The following is a 16706-nucleotide window of genomic DNA, read 5'->3' on the forward strand; positions in this document are numbered from 1 at the left end:
GCTTCTCTTGTTCTATAGTCATGATTGCGTTTCTCCGCCACGCCGGCCCGGCAGCGCCCAGGCCCACAGCGCGCCGTCACGAAACGGCAGCGCAAGAAACAGGTGTTCGAGCGCACCCAGCGCGGCGAGCGCGAACAGCAGGCTCGCGCCCGCGGCCTCGGGACCCGAAGGCGCGGCCAGCGCGACGCTGCCCAGCCATCCCGCCAGCGCCAGGCTGCCGATGATCGAGAGCGCCAGCAGCGGCGTGAAGCGGCGCGGCCCGAAATAGCTCTTGAGATAGGCCAGATGCGGCGGGAGAATCTCGGTGCTCATATTGGGCACGCCGAGAAAGATGTTGAGCTTGGTACTCAGCCGCATGGCGAGCAGCAGCGCGAAGACCATTGCCCCGATCTGGTTGGGCGCGTTCCAGGTGAGCGAGACCAGCAGCAGCGCAGTCAGCGCCAGCGCGATCTCGTGCCAGGCCATGGCAGCGCTGGCGTGGGCGAAGCGTTCCCAGCCCTTCGCGTCTTCGGGGCAGGCGTCGCGCCGCGGCCCGGCTGCCGCGCCGGTGAGGAAGCCGATCTCGTGCCAGGCCCAGATCAGCATCGCGCCGGCAAAAGCGCTGTAGATGCCCTCCAGCGAGAGCTGGTGCATCGTTGCGATGACCAGCAGCAACCCGGCGATGCCCGCGATCCCGGCAAACAGCAGGCTGCGTGGAAAGGTTTCGCGCTCGCGATTGTCTAGCCAGGCGACCAGCCCGGTGGCGAAGAACCACATCGCGATGGTCGCCACGAGCGGGACGATATGGCCGCTCCAGCTCACCATGCTGGCTGCAGCCGCACCGTAGCGGGGAGGGTGTTGCTCCGCGTGCGTTGGAAATAGAGCCCGGCGAAATTGACCGCGACTCCCATACCGCCACGCAGCTTTTGCCAGGCACCGGTTAGGCCACCGCGTTCCTTGCCATTCTCGATCCGCCGCGTGGCCAGCAGCAATCGCTCCATCCGCGCGCGGAAGGCGGGATCGTCGGTCGCCAGTTCGACCGGGAAGACCTGGCGGCTGATCTGGTTGCAGATCGAATAGACGTCGTAGTCGTATTGCGTCGGGTCGACCCCCAATGCCTCGTGGAACACTGGCCGGGCGTGGTCGCGGACATACATGGTCGCGTAGACGGAGAGCAGGAAGAACCGCACCCACAGCTTGTTCATTCCCGTCAGCAGTTTGGGGTCGGCGCGCATCAGCATGGCGAAGGCCTCGCCATGGCGGAACTCGTCGTTGCACCATTCTTCGAACCACGAAAAAATCGGATGGAACTGCTTGTCGGGATTGCGCGCCAGATGGCGGAAGATGGTGATGTAGCGCGCATAGCCGATCTTCTCCGAGAGATAGACTGCGTAGAAGATGAATTTCGGCTTGAAGAAGGTGTATTTCTTGGTCCGGGTCAGGAAGCCCAGATCGATCCCGACCCCTGCATCCTTCAACGTGTCGTTGAGGAAACCGGCGTGGCGGCTCTCGTCGCGCGCGAGCAGCTTGAAGAGGTGCTTCACATCGGGGTTCTTGGTCCGCTTGGCGATCTCGGCATAGAGGATGCAGCCGGAGAATTCGGCGGTGAGCGAGCTGACGAGGAAGTCGATGAATTCGGCGCGCAGCGCGGGCTCGAGATTCTCGATCACCCCGTCGAAACTGGCGTCGCGCTTGAAATGGCGCTTGTTGGGATCGCTCTCCATCTCGGCGATCAGCGCATCCCATTCGCCGCGCACTAAACTGACGTCGATCGCGTCGAGCGCGGCAAAATCGGTGGTGTAGAAGCGCGGGCTGAGCACCGTGTCCTCGACCGCCATCGCCATGGTATCCGGGGCCATGGTGTCGGGCGGCGTAACGGGCGCGGCGGCCATCTGGCTGTGGGCGTTCATTTCACTCTCCCGGGATTGAAGCTGACTTCGTAGAGTTCGCGCATGTCGAAATAGGCCGCCGCCCGCGTCCAGGCGCGCAGCAGCGGGCCGGCGCGGGTTACGGTGGCGGTGCGATCGACCGCGATGCTCTCGCCGAAGCGGATTTGGATCGGCGCACCATGGACGCGGACGCGGTCGCCGGGATGGATGGCGATGCCCTCGTCGAGCTCGACATGGGCGTGGAAATGCTCCTCGCTTTGCTCGACCTCGATCCGGCAGGGAGTGGTGAAGCTGCGCGCGCTCATGTGACGTCGCCGCCTTCGAGCAGCACAGCGAAGGCGGCGCGGTTGTCGGGCCCGAAGGCGCCAATCTCTACCGAGCGGCCGGTGGCCTCGTCGACTAGCGACATCGATCCGTCCTGCCACAGCGTGAGGGTGAAGGGCGGCTGCGAACCGACGTCGTGCATCCGGCGCTCGCGCGCGAGCCCGCGCAGCACGCCGCGGATGAAACCGCCCTGTTCGCTTCCCGCCTCGATCAGCCCGACCCGCGCACCGCTGCCCGCTTCGGTAATCAGTACGGACCCGTCGGCACCATCGGCGAAGAGAAGCGAGCGCTGCTCGAGTGGCGCGACTGCGGCCTCGGCTCGCTCGGCACTGGGGACCGCCGAGCGCTCGAGCCAGCCGATCTGGACCGCCGCAGTCATTAGCAGCGAGAAGCCCACCAGCACCCCGGCGGCGATGAGAGCCGGGCGCGGGACGGTGTTCTCATGCGAATGGGTGTGGCTCATGCGGTGGCCTTTCGCGCGGCGACGGGTGTCGGTGAGGCTGCTTGGGTCGCGGGCCTGGCCGCTTTTGCGCCGCGCTCGACCTCCACGATCGCGTCGCAGGCGTGGGTCAGGATATCGGCGACGTTCTGTGCCTCGGGCAGCGCGCGCAGCATCGGTTGCGCGCGCGAGAAGCGGAGGGGGCGGGCGTGCGGCCAGAGCATGGCGTAGCCGATCCGGTGCGGGCCGCTGGGCACCAGCACGAGATCGCCGAAGCCGCCGGTATGCGCGCGCAGCTCCGCCGATCCGATCAGCGCCAGCGGCAGGTTGATGCAGGTGTTGAGCGCCACCCCGATCCGCAGCACCACGCGGCGGTTGGTGATGGTGTAAACCGTGGTCCGCGCGACCAACAAGGCGAACACAGCTAGCAGGCCGATCACCAGGCCCGCCGAGACCAGCGAGGCCACCAGTCCGAACAGGCTCCCGCTAGCCAGGGCAAGTGCCGCGAACAGTGCGAAATAGCCCGCCACCCAGCCGGGATGGAGCGCGGTACGGCACAGCACGCGCCAGTCGGGGGCGCCCTGCCAGAGGATTTCCTCGCCCGGTGGAAGGTCGCCGGGCAGACCCCGGATCGGTTCATGCTCGTATTCGATCACAGCCACGGCTCCTGTCGGTCCTGATTTGCGTAGAGATAGCCTCCACCGAAATAGCCGATCACGCGCTCTTCCTCGTAGCGGGTGATCTCAACCGGGGAGGCGGGAACGGGTGCGTGGGCGAAGTCTGCGGCGTTGATCGCATCGATCGACACATGCTGGCGCGAGACCGTCGCCATCGCCATCGGCGCGAGCACCGTGCCCGCGCCGGTGTCGATCGCAAGGTAGCGGATCATGTGCTCGGCGCGGTCGACCCACAGGTCGGTCACCGTGCCCGCGTTCTCGCCATCGGCGGCGATGACAGGGAGCCCGCGCGGATCGGTGCTGGCGGGGGCGACGGTGATATGGTCGTCGATCGAAATCGGCACGATCCGGGGTTTTCCGTGAGCGTCGATATCAGGTAATTTGTCACGTTCGGCATAGGCAGCAGGTCCGATCCCGTCGGCCAGCGGATTGCCGGTCGGCGAATAGGGTGCGCCGCCGAAATTCTCGAGCCGCCGCGCGGCGATTTTGACCGGTTCGCGACCTTGGGTGGGCGCGGTCACCGTGCCGCGACCGAAGGGCAGGCGGAAGCTCTTGGTCTCGGCGGTGTGGAGCGGGCCCCCGGCGGTTTCAACCGCCCCGGTAAGCTCGTCCTCGAGCGGATAGCCCTCGCGTCGGTCCTCGCGTCGCAGCCAGAAGACGAGGGCGATGAAGAACAGCACGAAGGCCAGGAAGGCGATCTCCGCGACGTCGACGGTTCCGACAATATTTCCGCTCATTGCTCGTTCCTTTCCCTCAGGATCAGGTTGGAAACTCGGTCAACCCGAACCGGGCGTGCGCCTGTCCCGGCGCGTGGTTGCGATCGCGTCCGACCAGCGGGCCGATCACCGCGAGGGTGAGCAGCAGCAGGGCGATTTCGATGATGTAGACGGTGGCGTAGCCGGAAGCCCGGTCGGTCAGGCCATCGGCCGCCGCGAAGCCCGCGATCACATCGCGCAGTATGCCGCCAAAGGCGATGGCAAAGCCGGCACAAGAGGCCTGGACAGCGCCCCAGGCACCCAGCGCGAGACCGCTGGTGCCGCCCCGGGCCAGTGCCATCGCCGCAACCAGCGTGCCGACCGAGAACATGCCCACCCCGAAGCCGATGCCGCCAGCGCCCAGCGCGAGCATTGCGGGCAGTGCGAGCGGGGCGGCGAAAAGCACCAGCATGAAGGCGCCGATCCCCGTTACAACGCCGAAGCCGGCGATGCGCAGCGGATCCGCGCCCCGGTCAAGCCGGCGCGCGGTCAGCGCGAAGCCTCCCAAAGCCCCAAGCGCCCAGGCCCCGGTCAGCGCAGTGGTCGCGCCCACGGAAAGGCCGAGTACTTCGCCGCCATAGGGTTCGAGCAGCGCGTCCTGCATCGCGAAGGCGCCCGCGCCCAGCCCGATGGCGAGCAGCAGGCGGCGCGCATTGCGCTTGGCGGTGAATTCGCGCCAGACTTCGGCGAAGGGGACCCGCTCGGTAAGCGGCGCGGCGACCGCGGCGCGGCGCGGCTCCTGCTTCCACAGCGCGATTATATTGAGCAGCAACGCCAGCACTGCGGCGCCCTGGATCACGCCGACCAGCAAGGTAGGCGTGAAATTGGCCAGCCGCGTGCCGATCGCCAGCGCGGAGATCATCATTCCGACGAGCAGCATGACATAGAGCAGTGCCACCGCGCGCGGGCGCTTGTCTTCGGGGGCGAGATCGGTGGCCAGCGCGAGGCCGGCGGTCTGGGTGGTGTGCATGCCGGCCCCGGCGAGCAGGAAGGCCAGCGCGCTCGCACCAAGGCCAACCGCGAAGGTCTCGGGCCGCCCGATCAGCAGCAGCGCGAAGGGCATGATCGCCAGCCCGCCGAACTGCATCATCGTGCCCAGCCAGATGAAAGGAACCCGCCGCCAGCCGAGCACCGAGCGATGCGTGTCGGAGCGATGGCCGATCGCGGCGCGGAAAGGCGCCACCAGCAGCGGCAGCGCGATCAGCGAGGCTACCAGCCAGGCGGGCATCTGCAGTTCGACGATCATCACCCGGTTGAGCGTGCCGTTAAGCAGCACCATCGTCATGCCGACGCTCACCTGGAAAAGCGCCAGCCGCAACAGGCGCCCCAGCGGCAGTTCGGTGCTCGCGGCATCGGCGAACGGCAGCCAGGTCGTGGCGACCCGGCTCCAATTCGTCGAAAGGCGGGCGAGGCGGTTCATCAGCGGCGCACCAGCTCGATCGCCTGCGAGGTGTAGAAGCCGCTCGAGATGCGTTCGCTGCGGCCCACCCGCCAGCTGTGCAGCCCGGCGAGTTGGCGGCGCAGGCGTTGCTCGTTGATCGGGACGATCGCGGGCGAGCGGTTGCCACGCGGGAATAGCTTGCCTGCGGTGTGCATCGCGCCGAGCAGCGGGGTGTGCGGGGCGAAGGTGAACAGCATCGAGCCGTGGCAACGACGGCCGAGCAGCCGCAACGTGTCGACGAGGTCTTCGAGGCGATAATGGATTAGCGAATCCATCGCCACGACATGGTCGAAATCGCCCAAAGAGGATTCGAGCATGTCACCTACGCTCCAGTCGATCCGCCCATGGCCGAGGAAGGAGGGCTCGCGCTTGCGGGCGATCTCGACCAGCCCGCCGGCGATATCGATTGCGGTGATGTGTCCGCCGCGGCAGGCGGCATCGACGCTCAGCGCCCCGGTGCCGCAGCCCGCATCGAGCAGGCGCTTGCGACGCAGATCGTCGGGCAGCCAGTCGAGCAGCGTGGCGCGCATCCGCTCGCGCCCGGCGCGCACGGTGGCGCGGATGCCGCCGACCTTGGCGTCGGAGGTGAGGTCGATCCAAGCCTTGCGCGCGGTGCCGTCGAAATAGGCGGCAAGCTTGTCGCGCTGAGCGTCGTAGCGGGACGGGCTGGCGACCGTTGCGGGGGAGGGTGCGAGTTGCGTGGCCATCATTCGAAACCCAGGAAGTCGAAGATGTCGCGGTCCTTCATCGGGCGCGCCTCGATCGGGTCGACACCCGCGTACAGCAGAGCGGCAAGCCGCATATATTCATCCTGAGCGGCGCGGACCTCGGGGCTGTCGTCCATCTCGAACAGCGTGCATTTCTTCAGCCGGCTGCGGCGGATGGCGTCGAGATCCTTGAAATGGGCGAGCCGCTTCATCCCGATGGCCTCGCCGAAGCGGTCGATCTCGTCGGTTTCGGCGGAGCGATTGGCGATCACCCCGGCGAGCCGCACGTCGTAATTCTTGGCCTTTGCGCCGATCGCCGCGACGATACGGTTCATCGCGAAGATCGAGTCGAAATCATTGGCGGCGACTACCAGCGCGCGGTCGGCATGCTGCAGCGGCGCGGCGAAGCCGCCGCAGACGACATCGCCGAGCACGTCGAAGATCACCACATCGGTCTCTTCGAGCAGGTGATGCTGCTTCAGCAATTTGACGGTCTGCCCGACGACATAGCCGCCGCAGCCCGTGCCCGCGGGAGGGCCGCCCGCCTCGACGCACATCACCCCGTTGTAGCCTTCGAACATATAGTCCTCGGGGCGCAGTTCCTCGGCGTGGAATTCGACCGTCTCAAGTACGTCGATCACGGTCGGCATCAGCTTTTTGGTGAGCGTGAAGGTGCTGTCGTGCTTGGGGTCGCAGCCGATCTGCAGCACCCGCTGGCCGAGCTTGGAGAATGCCGCGGAGAGGTTGGACGAGGTGGTGGATTTGCCGATCCCGCCCTTGCCATAGACGGCGAACACCTTGGCGCTGCCGATCCGGTCGCTCGGGTCGAGCTGGACCTGCACCGAACCATCGCCATCGGGCGGGCTGAATTTCGCTTGGGGGTCGATCAGGTTCATCGGATTTCCTTTATTCGGCTGCGATCACGCCTTCGAGGCGGTCTTCGAGTTCGTCGCTTGCTTCGCGCAGCGCTTCGAGCGTTGCTTCGTCGGGTTCCCAGAGCTTGCGTTCGCAGGCTTCGAGCAGGCGATTGGCCACCCGCGCCGAGCTCTTCGGATTGAGCGCGGCGAGCCGGTCGCGCATTTCGGGGTCGAGCACGAAGGTCTCGCTGATCCGCTGATAGACCCAGGGCGCGACCTGGCCGGTGGTGGCCGACCAGCCCATGGTGTTGGTGACATGGCCTTCGATCTGGCGGACGCCTTCGTAGCCGTGGCGCAGCATGCCCTCGAACCATTTGGGGTTGAGCGTGCGGGTGCGGGTTTCCAGATCGATCTGTTCTGCCAGCGTGCGGACGCGGGCGGGGCCCTGCGTCGCGTCGAGGATATAGACCGGCGCATCCTTGCCGCGAGCCCTCGCGACCGAGCGGCTGACGCCTCCGAGCCCATCGACGTACTGGTCCAGATCGGTGATCCCGACCTCTACGCTTTCGAGGTTCTGATAGGTGAATTCGACTTCGGCCAGCGCGCTGCGGAGCATGGCGCGCTGCTGCACCGGCGGGCCGTTGACGCCATAGGCATAGCCCTTCTGGACTTCGAAGGAATTGGCGAGCTCGTCGGGATCGGCCCAGACGCCGCCCTCGATCAGCAGGTTGACGTTGGCACCGTAGGCGCCCTCGGCGTTGGAGAAGACCCGCAGCGCCGCGGTTTCGAGATCGCAGCCATGCGCCTCGCTATGCGCCAGGCTGTGCTTGCGGACGAAATTGAGCTCGAGCGGCTCGTCGGCCTGCGCCGCCAGCAGCGAAGCCTCGGCTAGCATCCGCGTCTGCATCGGCAGCAGGTCGCGGAAGATGCCCGAAAGCGTCATCACCACATCAACGCGCGGGCGACCGAGTTCGGCGAGCGGGATCAGTTCGGCGCCTGCCAAACGCCCGTAGCTGTCGAGCCGCGGGCGCGCGCCGATCAGCGTCAGCGCCTGCGCGATCTGGACGCCTTCGCTCTTCATGTTGTCGGTGCCCCACAGCACCATCGCGAGGCTGTGGGGGAAGGGCTGGCCGCTGGCGACATGGCGCGCGATCAACCCCTCGGCCTGCGTTCGCCCCAGTTCGCAGGCGAACCGGCTGGGGATACGGAAGGGGTCGAAGCCGTGGATGTTGCGCCCGGTCGGAAGGACCGCGGGGTTGGCGAGGATATCGCCGCCCGGCGCAGGGCTGACGTAGCAACCGTCGAGCGCATGGACCAGCGCGCCGATTTCGTCGCAGGAGTCGAAGGCGGCATCGAGTGCGGCGGTGTCGGCGTCGGGGTCGGCTTTGGCCATCGCCTCGATCAGTTCGGCGCGTTCCTCGCCGGCAGGCCCCTGGCCGAGGACGTGGAGCCCGTGCGGGATGAGCGTGCGCTCGAGCTCGTAAAGCTGCTCGGTCAGGTCGCCGATTTCGGTCGGCGCGATGTCGAGCGTGGCGCATTGTTCATGGATCAGTGCGGTCAGCGCGTCGCGCTCCTCGCCCTCGGGAAGGAGCCGCCAGCGTTCGACGCTGACCTTCAATTCGGCGAAGCCGCGGTAGAGACCGGCCTTGGTCAGCGAAGGAGTGAGATAGCTCACCAGCGTCGCGCCCGAGCGGCGCTTGGCAAGGATGCCCTCGGACGGGTTGTTCGACGCGTACAGATAGTAATTGGGCAGATCGCCAAGCAGCCGCTCGGGCCAGCAATCGCCCGACAGGCCCGACTGCTTGCCAGGCATGAATTCGAGCGCCCCATGGGTGCCGAAATGGAGGACGGCATCGGCACCGAAATCCTCGCGCAGCCAGCGATAGAAGGCCGAGAAGGCGTGGGTCGGGGCGAAATCGCCGTCGAACAGCAGCCGCATCGGGTCGCCCTCGTAGCCGAAGGTCGGCTGGATGCCGATGAAGACATTGCCCAGCTGCAGCCCGAGCACGTGGATATGCGAGCCGTCGCTCTGGACCTTGCCCGGCGCGGGGCCCCATTGTGCCTCGATTGCCGCCAGATGCGGCTCGCGGCGGACGTGATCGTCGGCTGGGATGCGCGCCGCGACATTGGCCTCGGAGCCATAGCGTTCGGCATTGCCCGTCAGCACCGCCTCGCGCAGTGCATCGACGCTTTCGGGCACGTCGAGCGTGTAGCCGTCGAGCGCCAGCCGTTTGAGCGTGGCATGGAGAGATTCCCACACTGCAAGGAAGGCTGCGGTGCCGGTCGCGCCGGCGTTGGGCGGGAAGTTGAACAGCGCGATCGCAAGCTTGCGTTCGGCGCGGTCGGCACGGCGCAGCGCGACCAGGCGTCCGACCTTGGCGGCAAGCGCCTCGGCGCGTTCGGGGCAGCTGTGCATCGCGCGCACCGCGCCGGTAGCCTCGAAGGTGCAGCGGCGCGCGCAGCCCACGCAAGGCTCGCCCGAGGCGTTGGAGCGACCGCCGAACACGGTCGGCAGGATCGCCCCGTCGAGCTCGGGGATGGCGACCATCATTGTGGCTTCGAGCGGCAGCAGGCCCTGCCGCCGCGCGCCCCATTCCTCGAGCGACTGGAACTCCAGGGGATGGGCGGCGATATAGGGCACGTCGAGCAGCGCGAGCGCCGCGACGGCAGCCTCGGAGTCGTTATAGGCCGGTCCGCCAACAAGCGAGAAACCGGTGAGGTTCACGATCGCGTCGACCTGTACCCGCCCGTCTTTGACGAAGAATTTCTCGATCGCCGGGCGCGCGTCGAGTCCACTGGCGAAGACCGGTAGGACCTTGAGCCCCTGCGCCTCCAGCGCGACGATCGCGCCGTCGTAATGGCCGGTATCCTTGCCGAGCAGGTAGGAGCGCAGCAGGATCAACCCGACGGTGCCGTTGGGACCGGGCTTGCGCGGAAGCAGCCGCAGGCTCTCGGAAATCTTCTGCTCGGTTCGCGGGTGATAGACGCCGATTTCGGGGTATTCGACCGGTTCCGCGGCCGGGGTCATCCCGCGCCGGGTCAGCCGTTCGCCCGCCGCGTAGCGATCGACCAGCTTGCGGACCATCGCCACCACATTGGCTTCCGACCCGGCGAGCCAATATTGCAGGGTGAGGAAATAGGCGCGCACATCCTGCGCGGTACCGGGGATGAAGCGCAGGATCTTGGGCAGGCGGCGCAGCATCTTCATCTGCCCCGCGCCCGAGCTCGCTCCCTGCTTGTTCGAGCCGCGCAGCTTCTTGAGCAGCGCCAGCGGCCCGCGCGATGGCGCATCCATGCGGTAATTGCCCAGCCGCGTCATCCGGACGACTTCGCCTGCCGACATCATGCACAGCATAGCGTCGCAGCTCTCGCGGCGCGCCTCGAGCGTGGGCAGGATCGCGCGGACATGGTCGTCGAGAAACAGCATGGTGGCGATGACGATATCCGCTTCCGCCACCGCCCGCTTCGCGCGGTCGAGCGCGCCGGCATCGCGGTCCCAGTCCGCCGCCGCGTGGAGTGTGAGGTGGATATTGTCGCGGCTCAGTTCGGCATCGGCCATCTCGGCCGCGGCCTTGAGGTGGTTGTCGAGCGTCACGATAACGACACGAACCTGGGGGCGTGAGTTAGCGGGCATGATGGGCCTTTGCATCGTAGAGCGTGGCTAGATCGATGGCGTCTCGGCCCTGCTCGGCGGCATAGAGTTCCGTGTTGCGGCGGGCCTTGCCGCGTACGAAGAAGGGGATTTTCTTGAGCTCGCGCTCGGCCTCGGCGGTCCACAGCGAACCGGGCTCGGCATCATTGGCGACGATCGACTCGGGGGCAGGGGAGGAGGCCGGCGAGTGGGAGGGCGCCTGCGTGTGCAGATGCGAAGCGCCCGCGCCGTCGGAGAATTCGAAGTCCTCGCGGAACATGGTCAGCAGGTGCTCTTCCAGACCCATCACCAGCGGATGGACCCAGCTGTCGAAGATCACATTGGCGCCCTCGAACCCCATCTGAGGCGAATGGCGCGCGGGGAAATCCTGGACGTGGACCGGAGCCGAGATTACAGCACAGGGCAGGCCCAGTCGCTTGGCGATGTGCCTTTCCATTTGTGTGCCGAGCACCAGTTCGGGCGAGGCTGCGGCGATGGCTTCCTCGACCGCAAGATGGTCGTCGGTAATCAGCGGCTCGACGCCGTAGAGCGCCGCAGCTTCGCGCAGTTCGCGGGCGAATTCGCGGTTGTAGCAGCCCAGCCCGCAGACCTCGAAGCCGAGTTCCTCCTGCGCGATCCGCGCGGCGGCGACGGCATGGGTGGCATCGCCGAAGACGAACACCCTCTTGCCGGTAAGATAGGTCGAATCGACCGAGCGGCTCCACCACGGCATCCGCGATGAATTATCGCCCAGCGCCGCGGCGGGGTCAGTACCCGCGAGCGCGGCGACCTCGGCGATGAATTCGCGCGTCGCGCCCACGCCGATCGGCACGCTGCGCACCGCGGGCTGGGCGAAGGTTTTTTCCAGCCACCGAGCCGCCTCGCTACCGATCTCGGGGTAGAGCACGACATTGAAATCCGCCGCGCCGATGCGGGCGATGTCGGCGGGCGAGGCGCCCAGCGGGGCGACGCAATTCACCTCGACGCCCAGCGCCTCGAGCAGCTTGCGGACCTCGACCAGATCGTCGCGGTGGCGGAAGCCCAGCGCTGCCGGGCCGAGGATATTGGCGAGCTTGCGCGTCTCTCCGCGAGGACGGATGGCCTGGTCGGCTAGGCGGCGCACCACCTGGTAGAAGGTCTCCGCTGCACCCCAGTTCTCTTTGCGCTGGTAGCTGGGGAGTTCGAGCGGGATGACCGGGCAATCGAGCTGCATCGCCTCGGAGAGACCAGCCGGGTCGTCCTGGATCAGCTCGGCTGTGCAGGAAGCGCCGACCATGATTGCCTGCGGATTGAAACGGGCGATCGCATCACGCGCCGCGTCCTGGAACAACTGCGCGGTGTCCTTACCCAGATCGCGGGCCTGGAAGGTGGTGTAGGTCACCGGCGGGCGTTTGCCGCGCCGCTCGATCATGGTGAACAGCAGGTCGGCATAGGTGTCTCCCTGCGGCGCATGGAGAATGTAATGCATCCCTTCCATCGCGGTCGCGACGCGCATCGCGCCGACATGCGGGGGGCCTTCGTAGGTCCAGACGGAGAGCTGCATCGCGCTAGACCTTCAGCATGTCGCGCCGCCGCAGCGGTCGGGCGAAGAGCTCGGCGAGATCGCCCGCCTGCTCGAAGCCATGGATGGGTGAGAATACCAGTTCGATCGACCATTTGGTCGCGAAGCCCTCGGCCTCGAGCGGGTTGGCGAGGCCAAGCCCGCAGACGGTGAGGTCGGGCTTGTCGGTGCGCAGCCGGTCGAGCTGGCGGTCGACGTCCTGCCCTTCGCTCAGCCGCACCGTATCGGGCAGCAGCGCCAGCTCCCTGGCGTTGTGCTCGCGGTGCAGATAGGGCGTTCCGACCTCGACCGGGACCATGCCCAGCTCGTTCGAAAGGAACCGCGCCAGCGGAACTTCGAGCTGCGAATCGGGGAGGAAGCTGATCCGCTTGCCTTCCAGCCGCTCGCGGCTGTGCTGGATCGCGCGCTTGGCCCGCTCGCGCCCCGGGGCGACCACGCGGTTGAAATGCATCTCGTCTACGTCGAATGCCTGCGCTGCGGCGTGCAGCCAGTCGGTCGTGCCTTCGGCGCCGAAGGGAAACAGCGCATCGAGCCGCTGCGCGCCACGGTCGACCAGCGCCAGCGCGGTTTCCGTGAGGAAGGGCTGGGCGAGCAGGAAGCGCGTATCGGGACCCACTGCGGGCAAATCGGCGAGATTGCGCGCGGGCAAAACCCCGACCCGCTCGATCCCGAGCTCGGCGAACAGCCGCAGGAACTGGTCCTCGACGATGTCGGGCAGCGCGCCGACCAGCAGCAACTGGGTGGGCGAGCCGAATTCGAGCGCGGGCATCTCGGGTACCAGCGAGGCGAGGCAGGCGTCCTCGCCCTCGGTGAAGGTTGTCTCGATCCCGCTGCCCGAATAGTTGAGGATACGGACCCGTGGCGTATGCTTGGCGCCGAGCCGCTGCGCGGCCTTGGCAAGGTCGAGCTTGATGACCTCGGACGGGCAGGAGCCGACAAGGAACAGCGTGCGGATTTCCGGGCGCCGCTCGAGCAGGCGGTCGACCACCCGGTTGAGCTCGTCCTGGCAATCGACCATCCCGGCGAGGTCGCGTTCCTCGATGATCGCGGTGGCGAAACGCGGTTCGGCGAAAATCATCACCCCCGCGGCGGATTGCAGCAGATGCGCACAGGTGCGCGAGCCGACGACGAGGAAGAATGCATCCTGCATCTTGCGGTGCAGCCAGACGATACCGGTGAGCCCGCAGAAAACCTCACGCTGGCCGCGTTCACGCAGCACCGGGGCGCGGCTGGCGCCGCTCGTGATCGAGGACGCCGCCGCGGTCATGCCGTTGTCGCCGTGAGACTATTGGCTTCGAGCCGGGCGGCCCTCAGCTTTAGCAGGAATTGCCCGGCGTTGACGACGTAGGAGGCATAGCCCGCCAGCGCGACCAGCATCCGCTGTTCCACCGTGCCGAGCCCGCCGAACAGCATCACCAGATAGGCAGTGTGCAGCGCCAGCACGAGCATCGAAAAGACATCTTCCCAGAAAAACGCCTCGGCGAAGAGCCAGCGGCCGAAGACTACCTTTTCCCAGATCGAGCCGGTGATCATGATGGTGTAGAGCAGCAGCGTCTTGACTACGATCGAGGCATCGGCTGCACCGGCTCCTGCACCCGTCGCGAGGTAGCGCAACAGCAGCGCAAGGCTGATCAGGAACACGAGGAATTGCAGCGGGGCGAGCAGGCCCTGGACCAGCGTCCAGCGCGATGCGTCACGCCGTTTCCGCTCTGCGTCGGTGTAGAGCGCCTTGGGCCTCTTTCCCGCTCCGGAGCCTGGGCCCGCTCCGGAGCCTGTGGCGCCGATCGCGGGATATGTTCGATCCCCTACCATCTCGAGCGTTTTTCCTCCGCTGGATTGAAAGCAGGTTAAGCTTCCCTGCCAGCAGGTGTCAATCTATCTTGACGACAATTTCAGTTTACAACCTTTCATCCACCTTCGATCCAATTTAGCGGTTTGCTTTGCACTCGCCTTGTGTTTACGCTCGCACTGTCCGGGCATTGAGACTCGATAGGGCCAACCGTTCCGGACTCGACGCGATCCGCGCCGGTTCCAGGCTGGGAGAGTCCTGGATGGCTAGGGGTAAGGAACGCAGCGTGCCTGCGCTGCACATGGGGCAATCCGGACCGAATTCTGGACCGCGAAGTCAACTTCGCCGACCGGTTTTGGACAGTTCAGGGTACCCTCCGAGAAGTACGATATCGCTTGGCGGTCTGGTCGAGGCCGAGATCATTCCAAGATTGCTGCTGGCCCATGGCGATGCCCATCACCATGCCCAAGATATAGCCGGTCGCGAGCTCGAATCCGGCCCTCCTGGAGGTGGGTTCGAAGCCGGCGAGGCGGAGCGGTTTTCTATTCGCCCGCTCGAACTCGAAGCGGACGAATTGCTCGCCGAGGTCGAGATATTCCTCAACCGGGGGGTCAGCGTGGAATCGATCATGGTCGATCTGCTCGCGCCATCCGCACGCCGTCTTGGCGAAATGTGGGAAGACGACGAATGCGATTTCGTCGATGTCACCATGGGTCTGTGGCGGCTGCAGGAAGTGATGCGCGAAATCGCGCTGCGCTCGCCCAGCCTGGTGCGCTTCTTCTCCGCAGCGCCCTCGGTGCTGTTTACCCCCATGCCGGGCGACAACCACAGTTTCGGTGCGTTGATGGTTGAGGAGATCTTTGCCCGGTCGGGTTGGCAGAGCGAGGTTCTTTTCAAACCCGAGCGGAAGGAATTGCTGGCGATTGTTGCTGAACGGAGCCTCGATCTGGTGGGATTGACCCTCAGTTGCGAAAGTCCTACCGGCACCGTCGCCGAGCTTATCTCGGTAATTCGTGCCGTGTCTCCCAATGCGGAGACACGGGTCATCATCGGCGGCCCCATGGTCAATGCGGAACCAGGCCTCGTGGCTTTGGTTGGTGCGGACGGGACGGCATCCGATGCCCGATCGGCGCTGGCACTCGCCCAGCGGCTGGTAACCTCGACGAGATTTTCGCTTGGTTGCGTCTGAAGTCCGGAGAAGCTCTTGCTTACTCGCAAGCACAGTATTGAAGGCAGGGCCCCCTTCGACGATTCCGGGGACACATTCGGCGCGCTCGATTCCGAGACCGCTATGCGGCTTGCGATGGTCGCTGGCGATATCACGCTGATTATCGACGACAGCGGCAAAATTCTCGATACCTCCGCCAACAGCGAGGCCTTCCCGGGCGTTTCCGAATGGACCGGACGCAACTGGCTCGACACGGTGAGCGAGGACAGCAAACACAAGGTCATGGAAATGCTGACCGGCGCCCGCCGGCAACAGACCCAGCACTGGCGGCAGGTCAATCATATCGGCCAGGATGGCGAAATGCCTGTCAGATATGTGGTCGTCCCGATCGGCGAGGGCGGTCGCCACATCGCGCTGGGGCGCGACGTTCGCGAATCGGTGGTGATCCAGCAGCGGCTGCTCCAGGCGCAGCAGGCTCTCGAGCGCGATTATCTGCGGATGCGCCGGATCGAATCGCGCTATCGACTCCTGTTCGATCTGTCCTCCGAACCCGTCCTGATCGTGGCCGCCGACGGCCATCGCATCAAGGAGGCCAACGCTGCGGCGCACCGCGTGCTCGGCGCCAAACCGGGCAGCCTCGAGGGGGTCAAGCTGCTCGGGTTGTTCGATCGTGCCGATCGCGAGCGGCTCATCGGTTATCTCGGCTCGGCGCTGACCGCAGGTTCGGTTTCGCCCGTTACCGCGCAGGTGGCCGAAGGCGGCGCGGAAGTTAGCGTCTCGGCCACCGGTTTTCGCCAGCACGGCGGCCAGTTCCTGATGATGCGGCTGGCTTTGGACAATCAGCCGCACGCGCCTGAAAGCAGCGCCTCGCTCGCAGTACTCGAGGGCATGCCCGACGCCTTCGTCCTCGCCGATGGCGCTCGCGGCATCGTCGCTGCGAATCTAGCCTTCGTCGAACTGGTCGGCGCGGCCAGCATCGACCAGATTCGCGGGCGCTCGCTGGGCGAATTCATCGGCCGCCCGGGTATCGATCTCGAGCTGATCGAGGCGCAGCTTGCGAAACACGGTTTTGCCCGCAATGTCGCGACCGTGGTTGGGGCTGGCGACAGCTCGAAGGGCGAGGCGGTCGAACTCTCGGCCGTCCAGACCGGCGAGAGCTCGCCGCACACCGGCTTCGTGATTCGCACGATCGGCCGCCGGATGCGCAACCTGCCTCCTTCGACGGAGGATCTGCCGCGTTCGGTCGAGCAATTGTCCGAACTGGTCGGGCAGATGTCGCTCAAGGATATCGTCCGCGAAAGCACCGATCTGATCGAGCGGCTGTGCATCGAGGCGGCGCTGTCCTACACCTCGGACAACCGCGCTTCGGCGGCCGAAATTCTCGGGCTGAGCAGGCAGAGCCTGTACTCGAAACTCCACCGCTACGGGCTGGGAAATCTGGTCAGCGAGACCGAGTAACGAGCGCTTCCACCGGATAAGTGTCAAAAAC

The 16706-nt window shown here is 66.1% G+C and carries 15 protein-coding genes; 2 read left to right on the forward strand and 13 right to left on the reverse strand.

The features are described 5' to 3' along the window. Positions 1 to 18 precede the first annotated feature (18 nt). Genes puhE through bchF form a run of 13 tightly spaced genes read right to left on the reverse strand, consistent with a single transcriptional unit; the run spans position 19 to position 14072 of the window. Positions 19 to 804 (reverse strand): putative photosynthetic complex assembly protein PuhE, encoded by a 786-nt coding sequence (gene puhE, locus ACWIKC_RS05685; protein ID WP_454599146.1) that lies wholly within the window; start codon positions 802 to 804, stop codon positions 19 to 21. Continuing rightward, complete coding sequence (acsF, locus tag ACWIKC_RS05690; RefSeq protein WP_454599147.1) at positions 798 to 1889, reverse strand: magnesium-protoporphyrin IX monomethyl ester (oxidative) cyclase; 1092 nt, start codon at positions 1887 to 1889, stop codon at positions 798 to 800. The genes puhE and acsF overlap by 7 nt, the downstream gene beginning before the upstream one ends. Beyond that, on the reverse strand, positions 1886 to 2173 hold the full coding sequence (locus ACWIKC_RS05695; protein WP_454599148.1) for a hypothetical protein: 288 nt from the start codon (positions 2171 to 2173) through the stop codon (positions 1886 to 1888). The genes acsF and ACWIKC_RS05695 overlap by 4 nt, the downstream gene beginning before the upstream one ends. Beyond that, positions 2170 to 2655 carry a photosynthetic complex assembly protein PuhC gene (gene puhC / locus ACWIKC_RS05700; protein WP_454599149.1) on the reverse strand — a complete coding sequence of 162 codons (486 nt, stop codon included), beginning with the start codon at positions 2653 to 2655 and terminating at the stop codon, positions 2170 to 2172. The genes ACWIKC_RS05695 and puhC overlap by 4 nt, the downstream gene beginning before the upstream one ends. After that, entirely contained in the window at positions 2652 to 3293 is a 642-nt protein-coding gene (puhB, locus tag ACWIKC_RS05705) for a photosynthetic complex putative assembly protein PuhB (protein ID WP_454599150.1), read from the reverse strand. The genes puhC and puhB overlap by 4 nt, the downstream gene beginning before the upstream one ends. Continuing rightward, positions 3284 to 4045, reverse strand: a complete 762-nt coding sequence (gene puhA / locus ACWIKC_RS05710; protein WP_454599151.1) for a photosynthetic reaction center subunit H — start codon at positions 4043 to 4045, stop codon at positions 3284 to 3286. The genes puhB and puhA overlap by 10 nt, the downstream gene beginning before the upstream one ends. 22 nt (positions 4046 to 4067) lie before the next feature. Continuing rightward, positions 4068 to 5483, reverse strand: coding sequence for a BCD family MFS transporter (locus ACWIKC_RS05715; RefSeq protein WP_454599152.1), 1416 nt, complete (start codon positions 5481 to 5483; stop codon positions 4068 to 4070). After that, entirely contained in the window at positions 5483 to 6214 is a 732-nt protein-coding gene (gene bchM / locus ACWIKC_RS05720; RefSeq protein ID WP_454599153.1) for a magnesium protoporphyrin IX methyltransferase, read from the reverse strand. Before bchM ends, ACWIKC_RS05715 begins: the two co-directional genes overlap by 1 nt. Continuing rightward, the gene (bchL, locus tag ACWIKC_RS05725; protein ID WP_454599154.1) at positions 6211 to 7107 is read right to left on the reverse strand and encodes a ferredoxin:protochlorophyllide reductase (ATP-dependent) iron-sulfur ATP-binding protein; all 897 of its coding nucleotides are present in this window, start codon (positions 7105 to 7107) and stop codon (positions 6211 to 6213) included. Before bchL ends, bchM begins: the two co-directional genes overlap by 4 nt. A 10-nt stretch (positions 7108 to 7117) precedes the next feature. Continuing rightward, positions 7118 to 10702, reverse strand: a complete 3585-nt coding sequence (locus ACWIKC_RS05730; RefSeq protein WP_454599155.1) for a magnesium chelatase subunit H — start codon at positions 10700 to 10702, stop codon at positions 7118 to 7120. Beyond that, positions 10692 to 12242: a ferredoxin:protochlorophyllide reductase (ATP-dependent) subunit B gene (bchB, locus tag ACWIKC_RS05735; RefSeq protein WP_454599156.1), complete on the reverse strand. Its 1551-nt coding sequence runs from the start codon at positions 12240 to 12242 to the stop codon at positions 10692 to 10694. The genes ACWIKC_RS05730 and bchB overlap by 11 nt, the downstream gene beginning before the upstream one ends. Before the next feature lie 4 nt (positions 12243 to 12246). Beyond that, complete coding sequence (locus tag ACWIKC_RS05740; RefSeq protein ID WP_454599157.1) at positions 12247 to 13527, reverse strand: ferredoxin:protochlorophyllide reductase (ATP-dependent) subunit N; 1281 nt, start codon at positions 13525 to 13527, stop codon at positions 12247 to 12249. Beyond that, the gene (bchF, locus tag ACWIKC_RS05745) at positions 13524 to 14072 is read right to left on the reverse strand and encodes a 2-vinyl bacteriochlorophyllide hydratase (protein WP_454599158.1); all 549 of its coding nucleotides are present in this window, start codon (positions 14070 to 14072) and stop codon (positions 13524 to 13526) included. Before bchF ends, ACWIKC_RS05740 begins: the two co-directional genes overlap by 4 nt. Positions 14073 to 14479: 407 nt before the next feature. Between bchF and ACWIKC_RS05750 the strand changes: the two genes are divergently transcribed. Then, a complete protein-coding gene (locus tag ACWIKC_RS05750) occupies positions 14480 to 15238 on the forward strand; it encodes a cobalamin B12-binding domain-containing protein (RefSeq protein ID WP_454599159.1) in 759 nt (252 codons plus the stop codon). Positions 15239 to 15253: 15 nt separating this feature from the next. Further along, positions 15254 to 16675 carry a transcriptional regulator PpsR gene (gene ppsR, locus ACWIKC_RS05755; protein ID WP_454599160.1) on the forward strand — a complete coding sequence of 474 codons (1422 nt, stop codon included), beginning with the start codon at positions 15254 to 15256 and terminating at the stop codon, positions 16673 to 16675. The last annotated feature ends 31 nt before the right edge of the window (positions 16676 to 16706 follow it).

This window comes from Qipengyuania sp. SM2507 (assembly GCF_053714505.1).